Origin of the sequence: Micromonospora cremea (assembly GCF_900143515.1) — a bacterium.
Lineage (GTDB): Bacteria > Actinomycetota > Actinomycetes > Mycobacteriales > Micromonosporaceae > Micromonospora > Micromonospora cremea.
Genome location: NZ_FSQT01000001.1, coordinates 1,115,489 through 1,141,268 on the forward strand (window position 1 = coordinate 1,115,489; position 25,780 = coordinate 1,141,268).

Below are 25,780 nucleotides of genomic sequence, written 5' to 3' on the forward strand. Positions count from 1 at the left end.
GAAAGCCTTTCGCAAACATTTCAGGGTAGGTAGCGGGTGCCTGCTGCCCCGTGCTCTTCGCAAGCGTAGTGCGTACGCTGGCTCCGGGGAAGGTGACGGAGCTGTCGAGGGCGGTAGATCTCCACGCCCTCAACACCAACCCGAAAGGGTTTTCGGGACGGATCCCGTGCACGTCACCGCGTAGCTCCGGGCGTTGCCGGCCTGCCCGACGGCCGCTTGTTTCGCTCGGTTGAACCCATTGACACGGCCGTGATCCACCCGGGACCATCAGCGACAGTTCACTGCTCCTGCCTCGTCGTCACGAGTTCTCATGACAACGATGTCAGGCCGCGACTCCAAAGGAGAGCGCATGGCCGAGACCGGCTGGCTCACGGTCCACCCGGCCTGAGCGCCCGGTAGCACACCCACCCTCCGCCACCATCGACCGTTCCAGCCACGGTCCACTCCGCCCAGACGTTCGACGTACTCGACCCGGTTCGAGGCGAAAGGCCCTGCCCCTATGTCGCATCCCCCCATTGCGCGCTTCCTGTCCCCCCGACTGATCGCCGCGACAACCGCGGTCCTCCTGCCGGTGGGACTCCTCGTCGGCGCGCCCCTGGCCAGTGCCGCACCCACCACCGCGCCGCCCGGCAGCTTCAGCTCCTCGTTCGAGTCGGCCGATCCGCAACCCGCCGCGAGCACCGTCGAGGTCGACCGGAGTGGCAAGCCGATCCAGCAGAACCTGAGCGGATCGAGCCGCACGGTACTGCCCGGCAGCCTGCTCGAGCAGGTCGGCGCGGTGACCGCGAGCGCCGAGAACGCGCCGAACGAGACCGCCGCGAAGCTCACGGACGGCGACCCCTCGACCAAGTGGCTGGCGTTCAACCCGACCGGCTGGGTGACGTACCAGCTGACCAAGCCGGCGACCGTGGTGCGGTACGCGCTGACCTCGGCGGACGATGCTCCGACCCGCGACCCCAGGGACTTCACCCTCCAGGGCTCCACCGACGGCAGCACGTGGATCGACCTGAACCGGCAGACCGGGCAGGCCTTCGGTGGCCGGTTCGCCACGAAGACCTACAGCTTCACCAACACGACCGCCTACGGCTACTACCGGCTGAACGTCACCGCCAACTCCGGTGACTCCCTCGTTCAGCTCGCCGGCTGGGACATCAGCGACGGCTCGGACGTCAAACCACCGGCCACTCCGATGGTCAGCGTCACCGGCGCCGGTCCGGCCGGCGGCTACACCACCAAGCCGGGGGTGGGCTTCACCGGCCTGGCTTCACTCCGGTACGCGGGCGGCGCCGAAGCCGCCGGCCGCTCGTACGCGACCAACAGGCTGTTCGACGTCGACATCCCGGTCGGGCCGAAGACCCGGCTCTCCTACAAGATCTTCCCCGAGTTCACCGGTCAGGACGCCCGGTACCCGTCCACCCACGCCGCGGTCGACCTGCACTTCACCGACGGCAGCTACCTGAGCAGCCTCGCGCCCGTCGACCAGCACGGCTACGCGCTCACCGGGGCCGGGCAGGGTGCGTCGAAGGTGCTCTACGCCGACCAGTGGAACGTCGTGCAGGCCGACATCGGCGCGATCGCGCGCGGCAAGACGATCGACCGCATCCTGCTCGCCTACGACGACCCGCAGGCAACGGGGGAGACCCGGTTCCAGGGCTGGCTCGACGACGTCGCGGTGACGGCCTCCCCGGCGTCGATCGACGGTTCGCGGCTCACCAACTACGTCGACACCCGGCGCGGGACCAACTCCACGGGCGGGTTCTCGCGCGGCAACAACCTGCCGATCACCTCGGTCCCGAACGGCTTCAACTTCTTCACGCCGGTCACCGACGCGACGTCCGACTCGTGGGAGTACCAGTACCACCGGGTCAACAACGCCGCCAACCTGCCCACCCTCCAGGGCCTCGCGATCTCGCACGAGCCGAGCCCGTGGATGGGTGACCGCAACCAGATGTCGGTCATGCCCGTCGCCGGCGACGGACCCCTCACCGGGCCGCCGTCCAGCCGGGCGCTCGCCTTCCGCCACGAGGACGAGACGGCACAGCCGGACCTCTACCGGGTCGCGTTGCAGAACGGCCTGACCGCCGAGATGTCGCCCACCGACCACGCCGGGATCATGCGGTTCACCTTCCCGTCCGGGCCGGCGACCGGAAGCCTCGTCTTCTACAACGGCACGTTCACCATCGGCGCCGACGGCACGTTCACCGGCTGGGTCGACAACGGAAGTGGCCTCTCGGCCGGTCGTAGCCGGATGTTCGTGTCCGGCGCCTTCGACCGGGCCCCCGCGGCGTCCTCCGCGACGGCCGCCACCTTCGACGTCTCCACGAACCGCCAGGTGACGATGCGCATCGCGACCTCGTTCCTCTCGGTCGACCAGGCGCACCGGAACCTCGACCTGGAGGTCACCGGAAAGAGCTTCGACCAGGTCCACGCCGACGCCACCGCGGCCTGGCAGGACCGGCTCGGCCGGGTCGAGGTGCGGGACGCGACCGAGACGCAGCTGGTGACGATGTACTCGAACCTGTACCGGCTGAACCTGTACCCGAACTCGCAGTCGGAGAACACCGGCACCGCCGCCGCGCCGCGTTGGCAGTACGCGAGCCCGGTGTCGGCGCCGACCGGCACGTCGACCGCGACCCACACCGGCGCGAAGATCGTCGACGGCCAGATCTACGTCAACAACGGCTTCTGGGACACCTACCGCACCGTGTGGCCCGCCTACGCGCTGCTGTACCCGGACGTCGCGGCCAGGATCTCCGACGGGTTCGTCCAGCACTACCGCGACGGCGGCTGGATCGCCCGCTGGTCGTCCCCGGGCTACGCCGACCTGATGACCGGCACCAGCGCGAACGTGGCACTGGCCCAGGCGTACCTCACCGGCGTCAAGTTGCCCGACCCGCTCGCGGCGTACGACGCGGCGGTCAAGGACGCGACCGTCGCATCCGGCCGCAGCGCGGTGGGCCGCAAGGGCATCGAGACGTCGCTGTTCCTCGGCTACACGCCGACCTCCACCGGAGAGTCGGTGTCGTGGGCGCTGGAAGGTTTCATCAACGACTACGGCATCGGCAACATGGGCGCGGCCCTGGCCAAGGACCCGGCCACACCGAAGTCGGAGCGCGATCGGCTCAAGGAGGAGTCGCGGTACTTCCTGGAGCGCGCCCGCAACTACGTCCACCTCTTCGACCCGAAGACGAAGCTCTTCCAGGGCCGCGACGCCTCCGGCACCTTCCTCGCCGGTGACCCGCTGGACTGGGGCGGCGTCTACACCGAGACCAACGGCTGGAACTTCGCGTTCACCGCGCAGCAGGACGGTCAGGGACTGGCCAACCTGTACGGCGGGCAGAAGGCGCTGCGCGACAAGCTCGACCAGTTCTTCGCCACCCCGGAGACCGCCGACCGACCCGGCGGGTACGGCGCCACGATCCACGAGATGCTCGAGGCGCGCGCGGTGCGGATGGGCCAGCTCGGCATGAGCAACCAGCCGTCGCACCACATTCCGTACATGTACGACTACGCGGGCGCGCCGGCCAGGACGCAGGCGATCGTGCGGGAGATCCTGCAGCGTCTCTACGTCGGCAGTGAGATCGGCCAGGGCTACCTGGGCGACGAGGACAACGGCGAGATGTCGTCGTGGTACATCCTCAGCTCGTTGGGCATTTACCCGCTGCAGGCCGGGTCGTCCCACTGGGCCATCGGCTCGCCGCAGTTCACGAAGATGACCGTCCACCGCACGAGCGGCGACATCGTCGTCAACGCGCCGAACAACAGCACCAAGAACGTCTACGTGCAGGGCGTCAAGGTCAACGGAAAGAAGCAGCGCGAGCTGTCCGTCGACGTGTCCGCGCTCGCCAAGGGCGGCACGATCGACTTCCAGATGGGCCCCGACCCGTCGTCCTGGGGGACCGGCAGCAACGACGGACCGCCGTCACTGACCAGAGGCGACAAGGCGCCCAAGCCGCTGCAGGATGTCACCGGCCCCGGTCTCGGCACCGCGACCGCGACGGGCGGCCAGGACGCGTTGAAGCTGTTCGACGACTCGTCGACCACGCAGCTGACGTTCACCACCGCGACGCCGCAGGTCAGCTGGGCCTCCCGTGGCCCCACGCAGAAGCCGACCTACTACACCCTCACCTCCGGGGCGAACGTGGGCGATCCGGCGGACTGGCGGTTGCAGGGCTCCAATGACGGCATCACCTGGAGCACCGTCGACGCCCGCGAGGGCGAGGTGTTCCGGTGGCGCAACCAGAGCCGCCCGTTCACCATCGACAAGCCGGGACGGTTCGCGCAGTTCCGCCTCGTCGTCACCAGGACCGTCGGCGCCGCGCAGGCGAACCTCGCCGAGATCGAGTTGCTCGCCGGAGGAGACATCGAGGTCGGTGGCGGCGACATCGCCGTGACCGCCGCGGGCAGTGTGCACGCGACGACCGGCGTACCCGTCTCGGTGCCCCTGGCCTCCGTCACCGGGGGCACCGCCAGCGGCTACCAGGCCACCATCGACTGGGGTGACGGGTCACCGGTCACCGAGGGCACCCTGACGTTGAGCTCGCGGGCCGTCTACAGCGTCAGCGGCTCGCACACCTACGCCACGCCGGGTCACCACCAGGCGAGCGTCACGGTGACCGACGGCACCGGCCAGGGCTCGGTGACGGTCGGCGTCGACGTGGCCTACGCGCCGAACTCCGGCCTCACCGCGGCGTTCGACACCGTCTGCATCGGTGACGAGGGCACCCTCGCGGCGAACTGCGACGCCAAGTCGTGGGCGTACTCGCGGGCCGCCCTGACGGCGGCCGGCGTAACCCAGGGCCAGCGGCACCAGGTGCCCGGAACGGCGCTGCAGTTCACGCTGCCGGCGATCCTGGCCGGGCAGCCGGACAACGCCACCGGCAATGGCAGGACGGTCGTTCTCAACCTTCCGGCCGACGCCAGGAGCATCTCGTTCATCGGCGCCGGCACGCAGGGCAACCAGAACACCACCGGCACGGCGACGTTCAGCGACGGCAGCACGGCCAGCATCCCGATCCAGATGAGTGACTGGACGCTGGGCGGCAACGCCAACGGCACCCCGTCGTACGGCAACATCGTCGTCGCCAAGGCCGCGTACCGGTTGAGCGGCACCAGCCGGGACGGCGCGCAGCCGTTCCTGTTCGCCACCGCGCCGTACCAGATCCCGGCGGGCAGGACGCTCGTCTCGGTGACCCTGCCGACGCAGACCGGCGACCCCGGCTCGGCGGGCCGGATCCACGTGTTCGCCATCGCGAACGACGGCACGCCGGCCGCCGCGCTGGTGACCACCGCCCCGAAGGACCAGACGGCCGACGCCGGGCAGGTCCTCTCGGCCACCCTCGGCTCGGTGAGCGGCGGCGTTCCCGGTACGACGGGCTACCGCGCCCGGGTGCAGTGGGGCGACGGCACGGTTCCGGACGACGTCACGATCGGCCCGGACGGTGCGCTGAGTGGACGGCACACCTATGCGCAGGAGGGCACCTACACGGTGCACGTCACCGCGTGGGACACGTTGTCGAGCAGCACCGAGACCTTCACGGTGACCGTGGCTCGCGGCGGGTCCCAGCCGGCGATCGCGGTGTCGACCTCGGCCACCGTGACCACCGGTGACGCGGTCACGATCAACGGCAGCGGCTTCGCGGCCGGCGAGCAGGTGACCGTGACGCTCGGCACCAGTCCGGCGCGGACCATCAGGGTCGCGGCGTCCAAGGCGGGAGCGGTACGAGCTTCCGTCGCGACGTCGGGTGACGCGCAGCCCGGCCGGTACTCCGTCACCGCCACCGGCGCGTCCTCACGGATGCCGGCGACCGCCACCGTCCAGGTGACCGGGCAGCCGGAGAAGCCGACCTACGAACCGCAGGCGGCGCTGACGACCACGTCGGGACCGCGCGGTACGTCGATCACGGTCGACGGCGCCGGATTCGCTCCGAACGAGGCGGTCACGGTCACCTTCGCGAGCGGCCTCGCGGTCAGCACCATGCGCGCGAATGGTGACGGCGTCATCGCCGGCGCGACAGTCAGCGTCCCCGGGACGGCGAAGGCCGGCTCGACCGTCGTCACGCTGGCGGGAGCCAGGTCGGTGACGCGGGTCGCGCTGCCCTTCACCGTCACCGGCCCGAAGTGAGTCAGAGATAGCAAGAACGCGTGGGGCGGGCCGTGATCACGGCCCGCCCCACGCGTTCTTGGGCCACGGCCACGCCGCGCGGGGCGCGGGTGCCCCGTACTGCCTGCTAGCGTCGACCGTCGTGGACAGTCCCGTACTGCTCGCATCCAGGCGCGACGCGGACGTCTTCGTGCTCGACGAGGCACGCGTGCTGCGCCGCTACCGTGACGGCGGCGACACCGCGCCGGAGGCGGCCATGATGGCGTACGTCGCCGCAGCGAATTACCCGGTGCCGGTGGTGTACGCCGCCGACGGCCCCGACCTGGTGCTCGAACGGCTCGACGGCGAGACCCTCCTGGACGCGCTGCTCGTCGGCCGGATCGACAACGACTCCGCCGCCGAGCTGCTCGTGGATTTGCACGACCGCCTGCACAACCTGCCGGCCCGGCTCGGTGCCGAGCCGACGGATCGCGTCCTGCACCTCGATCTGCACCCGCGCAACGTCATGGTGACCTCGCGCGGTCCGGTTGTCATCGACTGGCGCAACGCGGCCGAGGGACCGGCCGACTTCGACGTGGCCATGACCGCGCTGATCCTCGCCGAGGTGGCGGTCGGTCAGGATGCCCACCTTGCCCGGCGCGCCCGGGCGGGACTCACCGCCTTCCAGCGGTGGGCGGAACCGCCCCGAGCCAGCCAACTACGGCGTGCCCTGGGCATGCGACGGGTCAATCCCACGCTTTCCGCCGTCGAGAAGGCCGCCCTGGACCGCGCCGCCGCCCTGGTCCAGACCCGCCCCGGCTGATGCCGGCCGAGCCGTCCTGGCGTGCGGTGCTGACACCAGGACCGCTCAGCGTCCACGCCCTGCCCTGCCCTGACCGAGCGGCGTCCGGCTGGTGACCGTCGTCACCGACCTGACCGCCGACACGCCCATGCCCGAGATGTGGGGGTGTGACAACGGCGTCGTCCCTATATATGGTGTCGATCGCAGCTGGTTCGGCCGCTCATCCGCAGTGGTCGAGGCAAGAGGGAACCCGGTGGAAATCCGGGACTGCCCCGCAGCGGTGAGTGGGAACGACCGCCGTCATCAGCACTGGGCCGCCAAGCGGCCTGGGAAGCGACGGCCAGTAGGAGACCGGCGAGTCCGGTCGTGCCCACAAGTCCGAAGACCTGCCAGCGCGCCGCGCACCCGCACCCGGGTGGGCGGCGGTCCGACGCCGCGTGGGACGGCCGACGCCCCCTGACCCACGCCCGGCGTGGCGTCCGCCGGTGTCTGTCTCCTCGCGTCCGAGGGCCATCAGGTCTCGAACTCGCGAGGAGTGAGTGGTGACAGTCACCCAGGTGGTCCCGACCGGCGGCGACACCGCCCTGCCGGGCCGGCGGCGGACGCAAATGCACGTCCGCAAGCGCGACGGCGCCAGCGAACCGGTGGACGTGAACAAGATCGTCCGTGCGGTCGAGCGGTGGACCGACGACCTGACCGATGTCGACCCGCTGCGGGTGGCGACCCGGACGATCAGCGGGCTCTACGACGGCGCGACCACCGCCGAGCTGGACCGGCTGTCCATCCAGACCGCGGCCGAGATGATCGGTGAGGAGCCGCAGTACTCACGCCTGGCCGCTCGGCTGCTGGCCGGCTACGTCGACAAGGAGGTGCGCCGGCAGGGCGTCACCTCGTTCAGCACGGCGATCCGGGTCGGCCACGCCGAGGGACTGATCGGAGACGACACCGCCGCCTTCGTCGCCGCACACGCCCGGGCGCTCGACGACGCCGTCGACCCGGACGGCGACCGGCGGTTCGAGTACTTCGGCCTGCGCACGGTGTACGACCGGTACCTGCTGCGCCACCCGACCAGCCGGCTGGTGCTGGAGACCCCGCAGTACTGGCTGCTGCGGGTGGCCTGCGGCCTGTCCCGTACGTCGGACGAGGCGGTCGACTTCTACCGGCTGATGTCCAGCCTGGCCTACCTGCCCAGCTCGCCGACGTTGTTCAACTCCGGCACCCGGCACACCCAGATGTCCTCCTGCTACCTGGTCGACTCCCCGCGAGACGAACTGGACTCGATCTACCAGCGGTACGCGCAGGTCGCCAACTTGTCCAAGTTCGCCGGCGGCATCGGCATCGCGTACTCCCGGGTCCGGTCGCGGGGCGCGCTGATCCGCGGCACGAACGGGCAGTCCAACGGGATCGTGCCGTGGCTGCGCACGCTGGACGCGAGCGTCGCCGCGGTCAACCAGGGCGGCCGGCGCAAGGGCGCCGCCTGCGTGTACCTGGAGCCGTGGCACCCGGACATCGAGGAGTTCCTGCAACTGCGGGACAACACCGGCGAGGACGCCCGGCGCACCCACAACCTGAACCTGGCCAACTGGATCCCCGACGAGTTCATGCGCCGGGTCGAGGCAGACGAGGTGTGGTCGCTGTTCGACCCGCACGAGGTGCCGGAACTGCCCGACCTGTGGGGCGAGCGGTTCGACGCCGCGTACCGGACGGCCGAGGCGCAGGGCCGCTACGTGCGGCAGATCCCGGCGCGGGAGCTGTACGGGAAGATGATGCGCACCCTGGCCCAGACCGGCAACGGGTGGATGACCTTCAAGGACGCCGCGAACCGGCTGTGCAACCAGACCGCCGAACCGGGCAACGTGGTACACCTGTCCAACCTCTGCACCGAGATCATCGAGGTGTCCAGCGACGCCGAGACCGCGGTGTGCAACCTCGGCTCGGTGAACCTCGCCGCCCACCTCACCGATGGCGCCATCGACTGGCAGCGGCTGCGCGCCACGGTCCGTACCGCGGTCACGTTCCTCGACCGGGTCATCGACATCAACTACTACCCGACCGCGCAGGCGGCGGTGAGCAACCCCCGCTGGCGGCCGGTCGGGCTCGGGCTGATGGGCCTGCAGGACGTGTTCTTCGCGCTGCGGATGCCGTTCGACTCCCCGGCCGCGCGGGAGTTGTCCACCCGGGTCAGCGAGGAGTTGTACCTGACCGCCCTGGAGACCTCCGCGGACCTGGCGCGGCGCTTCGGCGCGCACCCGGCGTACGGGCAGACGCGGGCGGCGCGCGGGCAGTTACAGCCCGACCTGTGGGGCGTCGAGGGAACGCAGACCGCCCGGTGGACCGCGCTGCGGGAGCGGGTGGACACGCACGGGTTGCGCAACTCCCTGCTGGTGGCGGTCGCCCCGACCGCCACCATCGCCTCGATCGCCGGTTGTTACGAGTGCGTCGAGCCGCAGGTCTCCAACCTGTTCAAGCGCGAGACCCTGTCGGGGGAGTTCCTTCAGGTCAACACCGCTCTGGTACGCGAGCTGAAGGCCCGCGGCCTGTGGACCGAGCCGGTCCGGTCGGCGATCAAGCGGGCTGAGGGCTCGGTGCAGGAGATCACGGAGCTACCGGCCGCCGTCCGCGAGCTGTTCCGCACCGCGTGGGAGCTGCCGCAGCGGGCGCTGATCGACCTGGCCGCCGCTCGGGCGCCCTTCATCGACCAGTCCCAGTCGCTGAACCTGTTCCTGGCCTCGCCCACCATCGGCAAGCTCTCCTCGATGTACCTGTACGCCTGGAAGACCGGGCTGAAGACCACCTACTACCTGCGGTCCCGCCCCGCCACCCGGATCCAGCAGGCCACCGTCGCGCCCACCGCCATCGCCCTCGCCGCGCCCGTGACGGCCGATCCGGAGGCGCTGGCCTGCTCGCTGGAGAACCCCGAGTCCTGCGAAGCCTGCCAGTGACCGCCGCCGACACCACCACCGACACGAGGACCACGCACATGCTGCTCGACCCCGGGATGGACCTCACCCTCCGCCCGATGCGCTACCCGCACTTCTTCGACCGGTTCCGCGACGCCATCCGCAACACCTGGACCGTCGAGGAGGTCGACCTGCACGCCGACCTCGCCGACCTCGACAAGCTTTCCCCCGCCGAGCGGCACCTGGTCAGCCGGCTGGTCGCGTTCTTCGCCACCGGCGACACAATCGTCGCCAACAACCTCGTGCTCAACCTCTACCAGCACGTCAACAGCCCGGAGGGTCGCCTCTACCTGTCCCGGCAGTTGTTCGAGGAGGCGGTGCACGTCCAGTTCTACCTCAACCTGCTCGACACGTACGTGCCCGACGAGACCGAGCGGTTCGCCGCCTTCGCCGCCATCGAGAGCATCCCCTCGATCCGCCGCAAGGCCGACTTCTGCTTTCGTTGGATCGACTCCCTCGACAACCTGCGCGAGCTGCGGTCCCGCGAGGACCGGCGGAAGTTCCTGCTCAACCTGATCTGCTTCGCCGCCTGCATCGAAGGACTCTTCTTCTACGGCGCGTTCGCGTACGTCTACTTCCTGCGCTCCCGCGGCCTGCTCCACGGACTCGCTTCCGGCACCAACTGGGTGTTCCGCGACGAGTCCATGCACATGGCCTTCGCGTTCGACGTCGTCGACACCGTGCGCGGCGAGGAACCCGACCTGTTTGACGACGACCTCGCCGATCAGGTCCGCCAGATGCTCACCGAGGCCGTCGAGTGTGAGGTTCAGTTCGCCGAGGACCTGCTCGGCCACGGCGTGCCCGGTCTGACGCTGGCCGACATGCGGGAGTACCTCCAGCACGTCGCCGACCGGCGTCTCGCCCAGCTCGGGATCGCACCGCACTACGGGTCGGCCAACCCGTTCGCCTTCATGGAGTTGCAGGACGTGCAGGAGCTGTCCAACTTCTTCGAGCGGCGGGTGTCGGCGTACCAGGTGGGGGTCACCGGCACGGTCGCCTTCGACGACGACTTCTAGGGCGCCAGGGAGGCGACGGCGGGTCCGTCGTCGCCTCCCTCCCTCAGAAGTCGTCGACGTTCACCGACACGCGATGCGCGCTGGATTTCCAGTTGGGCACGTTGACCACGTCGTACCCGCCGCCGCGCTGACCCACGGTGATCCGCACGAGGCCGAGGTGCGCCGGCGCGGCCGGGATGAACAGGTCCATGCCGGTGATGAAGGTCTGGCTGAAGAACTCCGGCAGCGGAGCGGTCAGGTCGGTGACGCCGTCACTGCCGTCGTCGAACGCGAAGACGGCGATCGTCCTCTTCGCGCGCGGCGTGTTCGCCGGGTTCAGGACATCCCGACCGTTGATCCAGAGGTTGTCGCCGGCGTCTCCCTGGTCGCCCCACCACTCCTTCTGGCGCTGGATCGTCAGCGCCGTGTGCCGGTCGCTGGTGTCGATCAGTGCGCCGAGACCCTCGCCCGGCCGGCTCGTCGCGAGGCGTAGGAACGAGTCGGAGCGGAGGAACGGCTGGAAGTAGAAGTGGTGCGTCGCCGCTCCGGCGCGCACGATCGCGAACTCGTACCGGGCTGTGGCGAGCACCGGGAACGGTCCGAACGAGCCGTCGCCGCTGAGTGACACCCGATGCGCGGGCCGGTTCGACAGCCGACCGCCGGTAAGGGAGTTGACCGGGTAGACCTCGAGGGTCGCGTCGGCGACGCCGGCGTTGCTCGGGAAGAGCACCGCGCGGCCGGAGACCCGGGCGGTGCCAAAGAGTTGGGGCACGATGCTCGTCGTGCGTGGCGCGCGGCCCTGGAAGAACCGGAAGATCTCGCCGAACGACTCCCGCGACGACACCGTCTGGGTGTGGGACTGGTCCGGCAAGTAGACGTTCCTCGCGCCCGCGACGGCCCGCGCCGCGTCCCCCTCGCCCCAGATCGCGAGCGTGGGTACGCCGCCCGGCGGCGCCGCCGCAGTTCGCCCGTCCAGGTTGACGTAGTGCGCGACCCGCGCGGCCCGGTCGGGGGAACTGGCGAGGTAGCCCTGCATGACGAAGGTGCCCAGGGAGTGCGCGAGCAGATCCACCCGGTCCGCTCCGGTCGCTGCCAACAGCCGCGAGATCCGCGCGTCCAGCCCCGCGTACACCTGGGGCAGGATCGTGGCGAGGTTCGGCGAATCGTATTCGTGTGCCTCGATGATGTCGATCGGGTAGCCGTTGCTGGCCAGGCGCTTGGCCTGGGTCTGGAACTGCGACGCCGACCCGGCGCTGCCGTGCACGAAGATCACTGGCCGGTACGACGGGGTGGTGGCGGCCTCGGCGGCGCTCGGAACGGCGGCGACGGCCGGGCCGGCGGCGAGTGCCACCCCGGCGAGAAGGGAGAGCAGTCTGCGTCGGGACGTGTGCATCGATCCTCCACCTCGGTAGACGAACTATTTGCACTAGCAGCGCAAGCATCGTCTCAGGGGGAGGGCCAGCGGTCCACACCTTCTTCCGCCGCGCGGTTCAACTGCCTGCGCAGCCGACACATGTGCGTGCTGAGGGCCGGGCGGCGAGTCGCTCGGCGGGGATCGGACGCGAGCACCGTTCGCACCTGCCGTAGGTGCCGGCCTCGACCCGTCGCAACGCCACGTCGAGCTCGGCGAGGCGCCGCCGCGTCGCGTCGAGGACCGCGGTGAGCTGCGCCCGTTCGAACGCGATCGTGCTGCCCTCGGGGTCGTGTTCGTCATCGGCGTTGGACGACCTCGATGCCTCGAAGAGGCTCCGCAGATCGCTGTCCAACGCCACTACCTGGGCCTGGGTCTGGTCGCGCAGGCGGAGCAGCTCCGCGCGGACCGAGCTGGATTCCCTGGTCATGACCGCTCGACGGTACCGCGGACGGCCGTCACCAGCGACCTGGTCCGGACGCGGGGTCTACATGAAGTTGCGGGTGTGCAGGGCGGAGAGCGCCGCCGCCTCGTCGGGCCGGAAGCCCAGCCGTACCAGCCGGCGCTGCCGGCCCTGATCCATCACGTGCTGCAACTGCCGCACCCGCTCGAAGCCGGCGGCCACGTCGTCGGGGTGCCATCCACCGGCCGCGAGCACCACCAGCGCGTCGAACACGTCCGCGTTGAGGCCCGCGGTGTCGACGAGCGCGTCGTGGCGGCGGTGGATCGCCGCGCGGAGCCGATCCCGCAGCAGCGGGTCCACGGTCGCCTGGTGCTCAAGGTGTGCCATGCCGAACACCACGTGCCGGCGCTCGTCCTGCATCGCCAACCAGCAGACGCGACGGGTCACCGGGTCCGGCGCGTTCTGCTCCAGGAACGAGAGCAGGTCGACGAAGCTGCCCTCACCGAGTACGGAGAGCAGGAACGAGGCCAACGCGAAGTCGGACTCGGCGACAAGTGTGAAGAGCGACTGCCGGCCGCCGGCCGACGACGTGCCCAGCTCGGCGCCCCGGAGCAGCGCTCGCCGGCTGAACACCTCCATGTGCCGGGCCTCGTCGGCCATCTGCACCGCGAGGAGCTGCATCACCTCGCGGAAGTGCGGGTGTATCCGCCCGACGAACCGTGCCGGCACGACGAGTGCGGCCTGCTCGTTCTCGACAAGGTAGGTCATCACCTGCACCACCGCCGCCTCGACGTCGGCCGGCAGCGCGAACGCGTCGTCCCACGGCACCGCGGTCTCCGGGTCCCACTGCCGCGCCGCCGCCTGCGCGTACAGCTTGGGGGCGACGTCGGCCCACACCAGATCGCGGTCGTCCAGGTCGAACCGCGCCTCGGGGCCACCGGCCTCCAGCAGCGCACCGCGGGCGCCGAGCCCCCAGCGCGGTGGGGGGCGACTGCTGAGCGCCGAGGGCAGGGCGGGCCCGGCTCGCTCCGCGCCGAACCTGCGGTCGTCATCCGCGGTGCCGCGGACGACCACCGCCACCAGCTCGCTCCGGTCGGCCGGATTCGGCCATTCGACCCGGTGGCCACGGCTGCGGCACCAGGCGGGCAGGTGCACCGGCAGAGCGGGGTCGAGGCCGGAGACCGCCAACCGGCCGCCGGGCGGTAGCGAGGCAAGGGCGCGTTGCACCAGCAGGTGCGCGCCCCGGTCGAAGCCCAGGCCCCCGAGGTGGATCTCGGCGTCGGCGGCCGGCGCGCTGCTCACGGCCGGTAGTCCGCGGCGGTCACCCGCCCGTCGGCCGCGTAGAACCCGCTGGCGTCGACCGCCCGGGCGAGGGCGTCATACCCCGTGGTGCGGCCGTCTTCCCAGGCGGTCAGCCCTTCGAGGTCGAGCAACGGGCGGACCTCCGGGTCGGCGTACGACATGCCACGCAGCAGCGTGCCGAAGAGCCGGACCCCGGCGGACGCCGGATCGCGCACCGTCATGTTGCAGTGGTCGTATCGGGCGGTCTGCGCGACGATCCGGGTGCCCTCGGGCGGCAGCGTGCCCTCCTGGACGAACGCCAGGTGGTTGGCGTCGATCATGCAGGCGGCGTCGACCTCCTTGGCCACGAGGGCCCGGGCGGCGTCGCGCTCGCCGCCGATGTGGTCGCCGTGCAACCCGACGCCGACGTCGAACCGGCGCACGTCGACCTCGACCCCGGCGGCCGCGAGGTGTCCGAGTGGGATCAGCGTCGCCTGTGGACTGTCGACGGCGCCGACGGCGACGAGTGAACCGGACAGGTCCTCGACCTGGCGCGCCGGCGAGTCGGCCCGCACCACCACGACCGAGGTGAGGTCCCGGTCGGTGTCGCGCATGGTGAGGGCGCTCACGGTGCCGCCGCTGGCCGCTGCCAGCCGTTCGGCCCGCAGCCAGGCGAGCGGTGAGTTCCACGCCGCGTCGATCCGCCCGGCGACGAGATCCTCGACCTGCCGCTCGTAGTGCGAGTAGAGGACGAAGTCGAAGTCCAGGCCCCGCCCTCGCAGCCAGGCGCGGAAGCCCTCCCAGATGGTCACCACCTTGGGGTCGTACGCGACCGCGCCCATCAGGACAGCCGGCGCCGGCATCAGCGGTTGGCCTCGTCGAGCAGCGGCAGCCCGGTAGCGACGCGGCCGACGAAGTCGTGCAGGGCGTCGGTGGTGGGTGCCATCACCCGGGCCGCGCGGGAGTCGCGGAACCGGCGTTCGAGGCCCAACTCCTTGCGGAACGCGCTGCCGCCGCAGAGCTGCATCGCGCCGTCGGTCACGTCGGCGGCCGTCTCGCCGGCGAGCGCCTTGACCTGCAACACCCGCAGCATCGCGTCCTCCCGGCCGGTCTCCAGCGCGGTCAGGGTGTCGCCGAGGAAGGCGCGCAAGGTGTCGGTGCGGGTCTTCATCTGGGCGAAGGCGCGTCGGGTGACCGGCGCGTCGCGAAGGGCCGCGCCGGTGTGCGTGAGCGTGGTCCTGGTGAGATGCCGGCCGGCCTCGGTGACCGCGCTGTCCGCGAGGCCGAGGCAGAACGCGGCGTTCAGCACCAGGAACCAGGGCAGGACCGCGCCGAGCGCGGTGTCGAGGCCGGCGCCGTCGGCGGCCATCATCGCGCCGGCGGGGACGCGCACCCCGTCGGCGGTCATCGGCCGGGAGCCGTTGCCGCGCAGGCCGAGCCCATCGAAGTCGCCGGCGATGCTGAGGCCGCTGCTGCCGGCGGGAACGAGCCACAGCGTCATCGGACCCGCACCCGGGGCGAGCGGGAGACTCGACCAGACGTAGCTGTCCGCCTCGCCGGCCGAGGTGACCCAGCTCTTCCTGGCGTCGAGCCGGACGGCACCGTCGTCGCCCGCCGTCGCGGTGCCGGTCGGCGACCAGAAATGGCTGCGCGAACCGAACTCGGAGAACGCCAACGTGCTCAGGTGATCGCCAGCGGCGATGGCCGAGCGGACCTCGCGCGGGCCGTGCGCCTCGATGACGGCGGTCGCCGCGTAGTGCATGAGAACGACCATCGCCGTGGAGCCGCACTCGGCGGCCAGCCGTTCGACGACCTCCGCGACCGTACGCATGCCCTTGCCGCCACCACCGACGTCGGTCGAGGAGGCGAGGCCGAGCAGACCAGCCGCGGCGAGGGCGTCCACGCTCTGCCGGGGAAAGGTGCCGTCCCGGTCGACCAGCGCGGCCTGGGGGCGGATCACGTCGTCGATCAGCGTGTCGAGCGTGGTTGAATCGTCGGAGTCGGGGCGGGCATTGTCGACACTGGCCGTCACGTGGATGTCCCTTCGGTCGGACCGATGGCACCGCCGTCGAGGCTATCGCAGCTGACCAGCGCGGGGCGAGAACGTCGGATGACCGTCATCGGCGCGAATCGCATCCGTGGTCCTGCCGTGCAGGCTGACCAGCACCGGCGGTCCACTCACCGTCCGGCGCGGGCGTCCTCGCGGTGCGGCCGGCCGTGCCCGTCGTCCCGGTCGATCCGCAACTCCCGCTCCAACTCCGCGATCACCGCGCGCAGGTCGTCCAGCCGTTGGCTGATCGCGATGCGGTCCACCTCGTCCGGTACGCCGTCGCCGTCCTCGTCGTATCCGGGGGCCAGGCGTTCGGTCATCTCCAGCCGGCGTGCTTCCTCCATCGAGTTGACGATCACCGCGATGAGGATGTTGAGCAGCAGGTTGACGGTGATGACCACGTAGCTGACGTAGTAGAGCAGCGTCCACGGCGAGATCGTCATGCCCTGCTCGATGAGGTCCGGCAACGTCTCCAGGGACAACAGCACGAACAACGTCAGCAGGGACCGGCCGATGTCGCCGTACTGGTCCGGGAATCTGCTGCCGAAGATCAGCCAGCCGGCCATGCCGTACACGTAGAGCGTCACCACGGCCAGGGCGAGGAAACCACCGACGCCCGGCAGGCTGCGCCACAGGGCCGACACGATGGTCCGAAGGCCCGGAGAGAAACGCACCAACCTGACCATCCGGGCGACCCGCACCACACGCAGCAGCGCCGGGTCGCCGTGCAGGCCCGGAATGAAGATCGCCGCGATCACGGCGAAGTCGAAGACGTTCCAGCCGTGCCGGAAGAAATCCTGCGGGCGGCGGCCGTAGGCGGCCAGCCGGATGCCGATCTCGACGACGAAGACGGCGCGGAAGAACAGCTCCAGCCAGTGCAGCGCGGCGCTCGCCACGGTCAGGCCCCGGTATGTCTCTAGGCCGAGGACCACCCCGTTGGCGAGGATGACGACGACGATGCCGATCTCGAAGGGCCGTGACCGGGCGAGCCGGCCGCAGGCGTCGACCACTCTGGACCGGAGGCGCGCGGGTGGGGTCGGCTCGCCTCGCTGGGCGGGCACGCGTGCGCCACTCACCAGGTGCCCGGCTCGGTGGTGCGTGCCGAGGCCGCCGGGCGGGCCCACCTCCGGCCGTCGTCGTGGCGGTGCGGGCGGCGTGCGGGCATGCCCATCACCCTAACGAAGCGCCCGACGCGCGGCGGATCGTCTCGCCTTCGGCCACCGGCTGGGCGGTTGCCTGGCGCGTCAGAGGTGGCCGGTCCGTTCCGGTGTCACCGGGGCCGCGAAGAACGTGGCGAGCGGGTCGACGAGCCGGGGGTGGGCCCGGTTGATGGCGTCGTGACCGCTGCGGGGAATCACCAGGGTTCGGGCTCGGGGCAACGCGCCGGCCAGCGCCTCGTTGAGGTCGACGTAGTAGGGCGGGCCGTCGGCGCCGCAGGCCAGCAGCACCTCGGCGGTGATCCCTGCCCATTGGCTGGCGGGGCCGTCGTGATCTCGGATCAGGGCGGACTCGTCCAGGGTCATCGGCAGCAGGTCGCCCATCATCCGCCCGATCGGCGTACGCAGGAACGCGCGAGTGATAACCAGCCGTACGCCGAACGGGAGCTTCGCCGCCGCCATCTGTGGGTTGATTCCGCCGGCCGTGATGGCGAGGCTCCGCGCGGTATCGCCGGCCCGCAGCGCCTCATGCGCGGCGTCGAGCCACGCGGCGGGGAAGCCGCCGTCGATGGAGACCGCAGCGTCGTAGAGGGCGAGCCGGTCGATCGGCAGTCGGAGCGCGGCCTGGAGCGCGATGAAGCCGCCGAAGCTGTGGCCGACGATGTTGCCGGACCCGGTGTGCTCCAGCACCGCGGCGAGGTCGTCGATGTCCTGCTCGAAGGTGTAGGGCACCGACCTGGGTGGGGCGTCCGCCCGCCCCCGCCGGTTGTAGAGGTGCACGGTGAACCGGTCGGCGAGCGCCGTGGCTAGCCGTCGGTAGACGTCGATGGTGACCCCGCCGCCGTGTACCACGACGAGCCCGGGCCCGGTGCCCGTGGAGTGCAGCGCGATGCTCGCGCCGTCCCGTGCCGTGATCCGCTGCATAGTCAGCCCGCCTCTCGCGATAAAACTGCGAACGATGTTTGCAGTTTACAGTAGATCAGTGAGCGACGCACCCACGAGATCCGGCGACGGCGACTCCGACCGGCAGCCGATCTGGACCAGGCCCGAACGCGGCAGCCGCGGCCCCGCCCCGGCGCACAGTCGCGATGCCATCGTCGCGGCCGCCATCGCGTTGGCGGACGAGGACGGCCTCGCCGCGGTGTCGATGCGGGGCGTCGCCACCGCGCTGGGCACCGGCGCCGGATCGCTCTACCGATACCTGTCGTCCCGTGACGACCTGCTGGACCTCATGACCGACCGGGTGGTGGGGGAGTTGCGGCCGTACCCGCGGGCGGACGGCGACTGGCTGGACGCCATGCTGCTGCTGGCCCGGCGGCAGTTGGCGCTGCACCGGCGCCACCCGTGGCTGACCGACGTGACCCACCGACCATCCGGCGTCGGCCCGGAGACCCTGGCCTGGTTCGACAACTGCCTCCGCATCCTCGAGCCCGTCGGCTGCGCCGTCACCGCCAAGTTCGAGGCGATCGCGATGGTGACCGGCGTGGTGAGCCTCTTCGCCCGCAGCGAGGCCACGACCGGGTCGTTCACCTTCGCCGGCGCCGACCTCACGGCGTACCCGCACCTGGTCGCGGCGTTCAGTCAGCCCTCGCCACCCGCGCCTCGGACGGGCCTGTTCGAGCGCACCCTGCGCAGCCTGCTGACCGGGCTGCTCCTGCCCGAGCCCTCGGACGCGGGCTGAACCCCGACGCGATGCCGGGGTCTAGCGTCGGTGGTGGTGGGCGCGCGGGACCCGTGGGCTGCCCAGCACGGGCCGAAGAGGTCGGCGAGCCGGACGTGCCGCCGCCAGGCACTCGGGTGAGAGGTGCGAGCGTGTCGGATTACGATCTTGCCGACCTGCGGGAACGGGCCGCGAACGATGACCGGGACGCGGCGGACATCCTGGCTGACCTGACCGACGGCGCCGACGACGCCGGGTAGTCCACGTCCCGCGCCGGGCGGCGGGCGTGGACACCCGTCGGCCGCCCGGGTGCCGGTCGACGCGGCCGAACGTCAGGCCCGCGCGGCCCGGATCGCGTCGTGCAGCGGGGTGCTCGGCCGGCCGATCAGCCGGCTGAGGTCGTCGCTGTCGGTCACCAGCTCACCGATCGCGATGGAGTGGTCGAGCGCGGCGACGAACCCGGCGGTGCCGGCGTCGAGGCCGACGTTCTCCAGGGCCGAGGCCAGCTCGGCGGCCGACAGGTCCTGGTGGACGACCGTGGTGCCGGTGACCTCGGTCACCGCCGCGGCCAGCTCGTCGAAGGTGAAGGCGGTGCCGCCCAGCTCGTAGACGGTGTTGCCGTCCTCCTCGCGGGTCAGCGCCGCGGCGGCGGCGGCCGCGTAGTCGGCCCGGGTCGCGGCGGAGACCTTGCTGCCACCGGTGGCGCCGAGGATCGTGCCGCTCTGCAGGTACTGCGGCAGCTGGTCGGTGTAGTTCTCGGTGTACCAGCTGTTGCGCAGCACGGTGTGCGGGAGGCCTGACGCGGCGAGGACCTCCTCGGTGGCCCTGTGCTCCGGCGCCAGCGGGTTGGTGGTGGTGTCGGCGCGCAGGATGCTCGTGTAGATCAGGCGCTCGACCCCGGCCAGCTTGGCCGCGTCGATGACCGCGGTGTGCTGGCGCACGCGGTGGCCGGGCGTGTCGCCGGAGATGAGCAGCAGGCGGCGTACGCCGGCCACGGCGCCGGGCAGCGTCGACGGGTCGTCGTAGGTGGCCCGACGGATCTCGACGCCACGCGAGGCGAGGTCGGCGGCCTTCTCCGGGGTGCGGACGATGGCGGCGATCTCGGCGGCGGGCACGCCGGTGTCGAGCAGGTGCTCGATCACCAGCCGGCCCAGCCGGCCGGTGGCGCCGGTGACGGCATAGGTGGGCATGGCAACCTCCGATGGGTGACGCAAACCTGTAAGCACTTACGAATCTACAGCACATGCTAAGCCGTAACTGTGGGGTAGGCTGGTGAGGTGAGCGACATGCCGGCCCAGGACCCGGCGGGGCCTACCCAGGAACTCGTCAGCGATGTCTTCGCGCGCGGCTGCACCTCCCGCGCGGCCTTCGAGGACGTCACCTCGAAATGGGCCTCGCTGGCCCTGCTGGCGCTCGGCGAGGGTCGGTACCGGTTCAACGCGCTACGCCGCCGCATCGACGGGGTGAGCGAGCGGATGCTCTCCCAGACCCTGCAGACCCTCGAGCGCGACGGCATGCTCACCCGCGAGGTCCTCACGGCGATCCCGCCGCGTGTCGAATACTCGCTCACCCCCATCGGCGCCCGGGTCGCCGAGCAGCTTCGCGGCCTCGCCGACCTGCTGGAGGCCTCGGTGCCCGAGCTGCAGACCGCCCGCGACGCCCACGAGCGCGACCGGGGCTAGAGGCCACCCACGCCGCATTGATCATCCCGCGTCGACCAGCTGTAGCCTCAGCCCTCATGAGCTGGCTTCCTGACGACTTCGTCCACCCCGTCCACGTGCCCGTGCCCAACACCGCGCTGCACCTGCGGCCGATCCGGGAGGCGGACACCGCGCTCGACTACCCCGCCGTGATGGGCTCCCGAGAGCGCCTGTGGGAGATCTTCGGCCCGGCCTGGGCCTGGCCGCAGGAGACGATGACCTACGACGAGGACCGCGCCGACCTGCTGCGGCACGAGAAGGAGATAGCCGCGCACCAGTCGTTCAACTACGCGCTGCTGGACGAGCGGGAGACGGCGATCCTTGGCTGCGTCTACATCGACCCGCCCGAGCGCACCGGCTCCGACGGCGAGGTCTCCTGGTGGGTGGTGGACGACCTGGTCGGCGGAGAGGCCGAGCGGGCGCTCGACGCGCTGGTGCCGCAGTGGATCGCCGCCGACTGGCCCTTCCAGCAGCCCCGTTATCTGGGCCGCGACATCACCTGGCAGGAGTGGCTCACGCTGCCGCGCGCCTCGTGACACGTCCGAGGCGGTGCCCGACCCGGCCTGTCCCGGTCAGGCGTTGAGCGTCTCGCGGGGCGGCACCCCGTAGCTGGCGTGATACCGGGCGGTGAATCTGCTGTGGCTGACGAATCCCCACCGACTGGCGATCGCCGACACGGTGTCCCAGCGAGGGTCGGCCCGGAGCAGGTCGTGGTGGGCCCGATCGAGCCGGACCCGACGCAGGTATGCCATCGGGGTGGTGTCGAGATGACGGCGGAAGGCGAGCTGCACCGCCCGCAGGGAGACCGCGGCGGCGTCGGCGATGTCGGCCGCGGTGATGTCCCGGTCGGCGTGCTCGTCCATGAAGGCGATCGCCCGGCGCAACGTGACGGTGCTGGCGTCGCGTCGGTCCTCGATGGTCGGATCGGTGACCGCCGTGTTGGGGAAGACGGTGAGCGCCGACGCGGCGAGCATCCGCGCGGCGTTGCCGATCACCAGCGGCTGCGCGCTGGCGATCGGGTTGTTCAGGACGACGTCGCCGACATAGCTGGTGGTGTTGCGCCACTGCCGGGCGAGGGCGGCAGTGGCGGGGCCGAGGTCGGTGAACCGGATCTGACCGGGCCGTCGGCTCGGCGCGGCGGTGGCGACCTGCGCCAGCACCGCGAGGTCCAGCACGCAGATCTCCACCTCGCCGGGGTGCCAACGCACGGTGTGCGGCAGGTCGGGCGTGGTGGCGAGGAAGACGTCACCGGGCGCGAGCCGGTGGGCCATACCGTCGCAGGTGCGGTCGACTCGGGCGGTGCGGGTGCGGCAGATCACCAGTCCGTCGATGGTACCCACCTCGATGTCGAGGTACGCCGTCTGAGCGGTGGTCGCGAGGGCGAACGGCCCGGCGTCGACGCGCTGGTGGACGAGCCGGTATCCGTCGTCCCCGCCGCGCATGCGCAGGTCCGTGTCGTACGTCCTGGCCAGGAAGTGGTGGATGGCCGACGGATCTCTGCTGTCGAACCCTCGGGTCTGCACTGGTGACGTCATCCGCTGTCTCCGTCCGGAATGGTGCCGCCGGGTGGTGGACCAGGACCGGCGGCGAGGTCGGGACGTGCCTGCGCGGAGGCGGTGTCCCGGCACGCTGCTGCCGGCGGAGCGGTTGCGGTGCCAGTGCCCGCCCGCGCCGTCCAGTTCGGACGGGTGGTGGGACCTGACGGCGGGGGTGTTCGGGTTGGGCGATCTCGGGGTGCAAGCGTCGTGAGCGGGACGGTGAGGGCCGGTCGAGCCGGTGTGGATCGGAGCTGATCTTTGAATTCCGCTATGGCAATAGCCATTGACGGGAATTCAACCCCTACGATAATCCGCCCGTATTCCGCTCGCGCTCGTCCGATCCGTCGGATCGACTTCGCTTTCCGGCTACCGCCTCCGGGGTTCTTGCGTCTATTGGCCTAGCCATTCAGGTTGCACCGGCGGAATTCTTTTCATGATTCCCGGGACACGGTAGGGACGCCGGGCGACTGGCCACGTAGGGGGAGACCATTGGACAGTATCGAATCTGACCGTGTCGTTCGGTTCGCCGTGGCCGAGACGCTCGCGCGGGTGGCGGGCGAGGACAGCCTGGCGCTGGGCGAGACGGACGCGTTGCAGAGCCTCGGGGTTGCGCTGCGCGAGGTGCTGCGCCGCGCGCTCGACGACCAGGTGCCCCTCACCACGCCCCAGTTCGTCGACCTGTGCCGCGACCTGCGCCTGAACCGCGATTCCCTGGACCTGCTGGGGCACCACCTGCTGACGGCGCTGCTGACTCACCAGGTGGGGCCGGACGCACTGATCCGCGTCGGCGTACTCCTCGGCACCGTCCGGCGCTACCTGCCCGCCGCCCGGCAGCCCACGCACCGCAACGGGCGCCCGGTGCCCGGGCGACGCGACGTACGCTCGGACAACAACGTCGAGGGCCGGTACCGGCCGAAGCTGCCGGAACACCTGCCCAGCCCACCGACCTGGACCTGCACCGGATGTGGTCGCGAGTGGCCCTGCGCCACCAAGCAGAGTCAACTCCTCGCTGAGTTCGGTGGGGCGCGCGCCGCCCTCGCCGTGTACCTCGGCTCCTGCCTCGCCGCCGCCGCCCAGGACCTGCCCACGCTGCCGTTGTCCGGGGCTCGGCTCCGATTCCTGGGCTGGCTGCCCCGCGCCCGGACCTGATGACGACGTGGCCGCCCGCCCCGCCGGTCGCCATCGGCGACCGACGGCGACGGTGCGCGTTCAGCCGACCCGGACCTGGTAGATGCCGCGGCCGAAGGTGCCGGCCACCAGGCGCTGGTGAGTCGCGTCGTACTCGATGTCGTCGACGGGGACCATCGGCAGCCCCCGGCCCTGCCGCAGCCAGATCGCCCCACCGGTCGGACTCACGAAGACGCCCTGGTCGGTTGCCACGTAGAGGGTGAGCCCCCGGCCGATCACCAGATCGTTGACCGGCGCCCGGGGCAGCGTGCCACTGACGTCCACGAAGTGCCGCCCGCCGTCCAGCGAGCCCAGCACGTACGGCCGGTCCGATCCCGACCGGTACGCGGACAGCGTCACGTACACCCGACCGGCGCGGGCCGAATCGACCACGACCCGGGTGACCCACGGCTGCCCGGAGAGCAGCGACCATTACGAAGACGGGCATCGATGGGCAGCCCCCCGGGGACGGAATGCTCGACGACGGGATCGGCGCAGGCACTAGGCAAGAGGGACATCGATGCGATGGAATGTGATCCACGCGCCGCACCCCTGGGGAGGACACCGATGTCGTCCGCACCGTCGACCGCCCGCACCCGCGCCCGGGTCGCCGCCGTCCTGGCCGGCCTGCTGCTCGCGGCGTTGCCCGCCGCGCCCGCGCCCGCCGCACCGGCCGCCGCCCCGGAGGCGGCCGAAGCCGCCGCGCGGCACCGTCCGACACCCCCACACGTCGTCGGCGACAAGACCGTTCCCGTCTACTCTTACGCGGACGCGATCCGGGAGAGCGTCTGGGTGGAGACCCGGGCCGACAGCGATGGCGACGGGGTGCGGGACCGGGTGGCGGTGGACCTGGTCCGGCCCCGGGAGGCCGCCGCCGCGGGAGTCCGGGTGCCGGTCATCATGGACGCCTCGCCCTACTACCTCTGCTGCGGGCGGGGCAACGAGAGCGAGCGAAAGACGTACGACGCGGCCGGCGTCATCGCCAAGGCGCCACTGTTCTACGACAACTACTTCGTCCCGCGTGGCTACGCGTTCGCCGCGGTGGACCTCGCCGGCACCGCCCGCTCCACCGGCTGCGAGGACGTCGGCGGCCCGGCCGAGGTGGGCAGCGCCAAGGCCGTGGTGGACTGGCTCAACGGGCGGGCCCGCGCCTTCACGGCCGACGGCCGACCGGTCAGCGCGGCCTGGAGCACCGGGCGCGTCGGCATGATCGGCAAGTCGTGGGACGGCTCGGTCGCCAACGGGGTCGCCGCCACCGGCGTGCCGGGGCTGGCGACCATCGTGCCGATCTCGGCGATCTCCAGCTGGTACGACTACATGCGCTACCAGGGGGTGCTGCGGTCCGCCGACTATCCCGGCTACCTGCACTCGTACGTCAACGGCCGCACGGACGGGGCCTGCGCGGAGGTGCTGGCCCGGCTGCGCGCCGACAGCGCCGAGGAGACCGGTGACTACAACGGCTTCTGGGCGCAACGCGACTACCGGCCCGCCGCGGGCCGGGTCCGGGCCAGCGTGTTCGTGGCGCACGGTGTCAACGACCTGAACGTCACCACCAGCCAGTTCGCCCGCTGGTGGCAGGAGCTGGCCGAGCAGGGCGTGCCCCGCAAGCTCTGGCTCTACCAGGCCGGCCACGAGGACCCGTTCGACGTCCGGCGCGCCGAGTGGGTGGACTCTCTGCACCGTTGGTTCGACTACTGGTTGCAGGGGCTGCGCAACGGGGTCATGGACGAGCCGCGGGTCGATCTGGAGACCGCGCCCGGGACGTGGACGACGCAGCGGGACTGGCCGGCGCCCGGCACCCGCTCGGTCCGGGTCGCCCTCGGCGCCGGAGACGGCGTTACCGGCACCCTCGGCGGGCGCGGCGCTCGGCCGGGCCGCGAGCAGGCGTACGTCGACGAGTCGCTGAGCGAGGTCGAGCTGGTCGCCGAGCCGAGCACCGCGACCGCCGGACGGTTGGTCTTCCTCTCCGGCGCGCTCGCCGCGCCGGTACGGATCTCCGGCAGCCCCTCGGTGCGACTGCGGATCCGGGTGGACCGACCGACCACCGAGCTGAGCGCCCGACTGGTCGACTACGGCACCGCCGAGCGGATCCGTTACGACAGCTCGGAGGGGGTGCGGACGCTGAGCACCGAGTCCTGCTGGGGAGCCTCCACGGCCGCCGACGACGCCTGCTACCGGGACACCGAGGAGATCACCGCGGTCTCCGACCACGCGGTGCTGACCCGGGGTTGGCTCGACGCCGCCCACCACCGCTCACTGCAGTTCAGCACCCCGCTGCGGCCGGACCGTTGGTACACGGTGACCGTGCCGCTGAACGCTTACGACGCGGTGCTTCCCGCCGGCCATGTGCTCGGGTTGGTGCTCGGCCAGAGCGACCCGGAGTTCACCGAGACCGACGACCGGGACGCCACCGTCCGGGTCGACCTGGGTCGGAGCGAGCTGATCCTCCCGCTCGCCGGTCGGGCCGGGCTGCCCGCGGTCGACGTCGCACCGCGCGTGGTCACCGCCCCGGCCGACCCGTCGGCGGCCCGGACCGCGCCGGACACCCGGCAGGTGCCCTGACCGGGCGACCCG

Annotated in this window: 19 protein-coding genes and 1 riboswitch; of the genes, 9 read left to right on the forward strand and 10 right to left on the reverse strand. The window is 71.3% G+C overall.

The features are described 5' to 3' along the window. The first annotated feature begins 499 nt into the window (after window positions 1–499). From BUS84_RS04975 to BUS84_RS04990, 4 genes are all read left to right on the forward strand, one after another. Window positions 500–6,124 carry a GH92 family glycosyl hydrolase gene (locus tag BUS84_RS04975; protein WP_074309113.1) on the forward strand — a complete coding sequence of 1,875 codons (5,625 nt, stop codon included), beginning with the start codon at window positions 500–502 and terminating at the stop codon, window positions 6,122–6,124. Window positions 6,125–6,245: 121 nt separating this feature from the next. Then, entirely contained in the window at window positions 6,246–6,905 is a 660-nt protein-coding gene (locus BUS84_RS04980; RefSeq protein WP_074309116.1) for a phosphotransferase, read from the forward strand. Window positions 6,906–7,075: 170 nt separating this feature from the next. Beyond that, window positions 7,076–7,292, forward strand: a riboswitch (cobalamin riboswitch). Between the two features lie 200 nt (window positions 7,293–7,492). Continuing rightward, window positions 7,493–9,826, forward strand: coding sequence for a ribonucleoside-diphosphate reductase subunit alpha (locus BUS84_RS04985; protein WP_244298539.1), 2,334 nt, complete (start codon window positions 7,493–7,495; stop codon window positions 9,824–9,826). Window positions 9,827–9,864: 38 nt separating this feature from the next. Further along, entirely contained in the window at window positions 9,865–10,860 is a 996-nt protein-coding gene (locus tag BUS84_RS04990; RefSeq protein ID WP_074312110.1) for a ribonucleotide-diphosphate reductase subunit beta, read from the forward strand. 43 nt (window positions 10,861–10,903) lie between these two features. On the opposite strand, the gene BUS84_RS04995 is transcribed toward BUS84_RS04990, so the two are convergent. From BUS84_RS04995 to BUS84_RS05025, 7 genes are all read right to left on the reverse strand, one after another. After that, window positions 10,904–12,232 carry an alpha/beta hydrolase gene (locus BUS84_RS04995; RefSeq protein ID WP_074309120.1) on the reverse strand — a complete coding sequence of 443 codons (1,329 nt, stop codon included), beginning with the start codon at window positions 12,230–12,232 and terminating at the stop codon, window positions 10,904–10,906. A gap of 97 nt (window positions 12,233–12,329) precedes the next feature. Then, the gene (locus BUS84_RS05000) at window positions 12,330–12,680 is read right to left on the reverse strand and encodes a TraR/DksA family transcriptional regulator (RefSeq protein WP_074309122.1); all 351 of its coding nucleotides are present in this window, start codon (window positions 12,678–12,680) and stop codon (window positions 12,330–12,332) included. A gap of 57 nt (window positions 12,681–12,737) precedes the next feature. Next, the gene (locus BUS84_RS05005; protein WP_074309124.1) at window positions 12,738–13,955 is read right to left on the reverse strand and encodes a hypothetical protein; all 1,218 of its coding nucleotides are present in this window, start codon (window positions 13,953–13,955) and stop codon (window positions 12,738–12,740) included. Then, the gene (locus BUS84_RS05010; protein ID WP_074309127.1) at window positions 13,952–14,797 is read right to left on the reverse strand and encodes a phosphate/phosphite/phosphonate ABC transporter substrate-binding protein; all 846 of its coding nucleotides are present in this window, start codon (window positions 14,795–14,797) and stop codon (window positions 13,952–13,954) included. The genes BUS84_RS05005 and BUS84_RS05010 overlap by 4 nt, the downstream gene beginning before the upstream one ends. After that, window positions 14,797–15,966: an acyl-CoA dehydrogenase family protein gene (locus BUS84_RS05015; RefSeq protein WP_074309129.1), complete on the reverse strand. Its 1,170-nt coding sequence runs from the start codon at window positions 15,964–15,966 to the stop codon at window positions 14,797–14,799. Before BUS84_RS05015 ends, BUS84_RS05010 begins: the two co-directional genes overlap by 1 nt. Before the next feature lie 146 nt (window positions 15,967–16,112). Then, window positions 16,113–17,045: an ion transporter gene (locus BUS84_RS05020; protein ID WP_244298385.1), complete on the reverse strand. Its 933-nt coding sequence runs from the start codon at window positions 17,043–17,045 to the stop codon at window positions 16,113–16,115. Between the two features lie 183 nt (window positions 17,046–17,228). Then, window positions 17,229–18,065, reverse strand: coding sequence for an alpha/beta fold hydrolase (locus tag BUS84_RS05025; RefSeq protein ID WP_074309131.1), 837 nt, complete (start codon window positions 18,063–18,065; stop codon window positions 17,229–17,231). Between the two features lie 58 nt (window positions 18,066–18,123). On the opposite strand from BUS84_RS05025, the gene BUS84_RS05030 reads away from it, so the two are divergent. Next, a complete protein-coding gene (locus BUS84_RS05030) occupies window positions 18,124–18,822 on the forward strand; it encodes a TetR/AcrR family transcriptional regulator (protein WP_074309133.1) in 699 nt (232 codons plus the stop codon). Between the two features lie 311 nt (window positions 18,823–19,133). Here the strand turns inward: BUS84_RS05030 and BUS84_RS05035 are convergent, their stop codons facing one another. Beyond that, a complete protein-coding gene (locus BUS84_RS05035; protein WP_074309141.1) occupies window positions 19,134–19,991 on the reverse strand; it encodes an SDR family oxidoreductase in 858 nt (285 codons plus the stop codon). A 96-nt stretch (window positions 19,992–20,087) separates the two neighbouring features. Between BUS84_RS05035 and BUS84_RS05040 the strand changes: the two genes are divergently transcribed. Both BUS84_RS05040 and BUS84_RS05045 read left to right on the forward strand, forming a co-directional pair. Then, entirely contained in the window at window positions 20,088–20,483 is a 396-nt protein-coding gene (locus BUS84_RS05040; RefSeq protein ID WP_074312114.1) for a winged helix-turn-helix transcriptional regulator, read from the forward strand. Between the two features lie 56 nt (window positions 20,484–20,539). Further along, entirely contained in the window at window positions 20,540–21,037 is a 498-nt protein-coding gene (locus tag BUS84_RS05045) for a GNAT family N-acetyltransferase (RefSeq protein ID WP_074309142.1), read from the forward strand. Window positions 21,038–21,073: 36 nt separating this feature from the next. Here the strand turns inward: BUS84_RS05045 and BUS84_RS05050 are convergent, their stop codons facing one another. After that, on the reverse strand, window positions 21,074–22,036 hold the full coding sequence (locus BUS84_RS05050) for a helix-turn-helix transcriptional regulator (protein ID WP_084757218.1): 963 nt from the start codon (window positions 22,034–22,036) through the stop codon (window positions 21,074–21,076). A 531-nt stretch (window positions 22,037–22,567) separates the two neighbouring features. Between BUS84_RS05050 and BUS84_RS39595 the strand changes: the two genes are divergently transcribed. Next, complete coding sequence (locus tag BUS84_RS39595) at window positions 22,568–23,188, forward strand: hypothetical protein (RefSeq protein WP_244298386.1); 621 nt, start codon at window positions 22,568–22,570, stop codon at window positions 23,186–23,188. Between the two features lie 60 nt (window positions 23,189–23,248). On the opposite strand, the gene BUS84_RS05060 is transcribed toward BUS84_RS39595, so the two are convergent. Beyond that, window positions 23,249–23,599 carry a beta propeller repeat protein gene (locus tag BUS84_RS05060; RefSeq protein WP_143728235.1) on the reverse strand — a complete coding sequence of 117 codons (351 nt, stop codon included), beginning with the start codon at window positions 23,597–23,599 and terminating at the stop codon, window positions 23,249–23,251. Between the two features lie 174 nt (window positions 23,600–23,773). Here BUS84_RS05060 and BUS84_RS05065 point away from each other — a divergent pair, with 174 nt between their 5' ends. Beyond that, window positions 23,774–25,768, forward strand: a complete 1,995-nt coding sequence (locus tag BUS84_RS05065; protein ID WP_074309155.1) for a Xaa-Pro dipeptidyl-peptidase — start codon at window positions 23,774–23,776, stop codon at window positions 25,766–25,768. The last annotated feature ends 12 nt before the right edge of the window (window positions 25,769–25,780 follow it).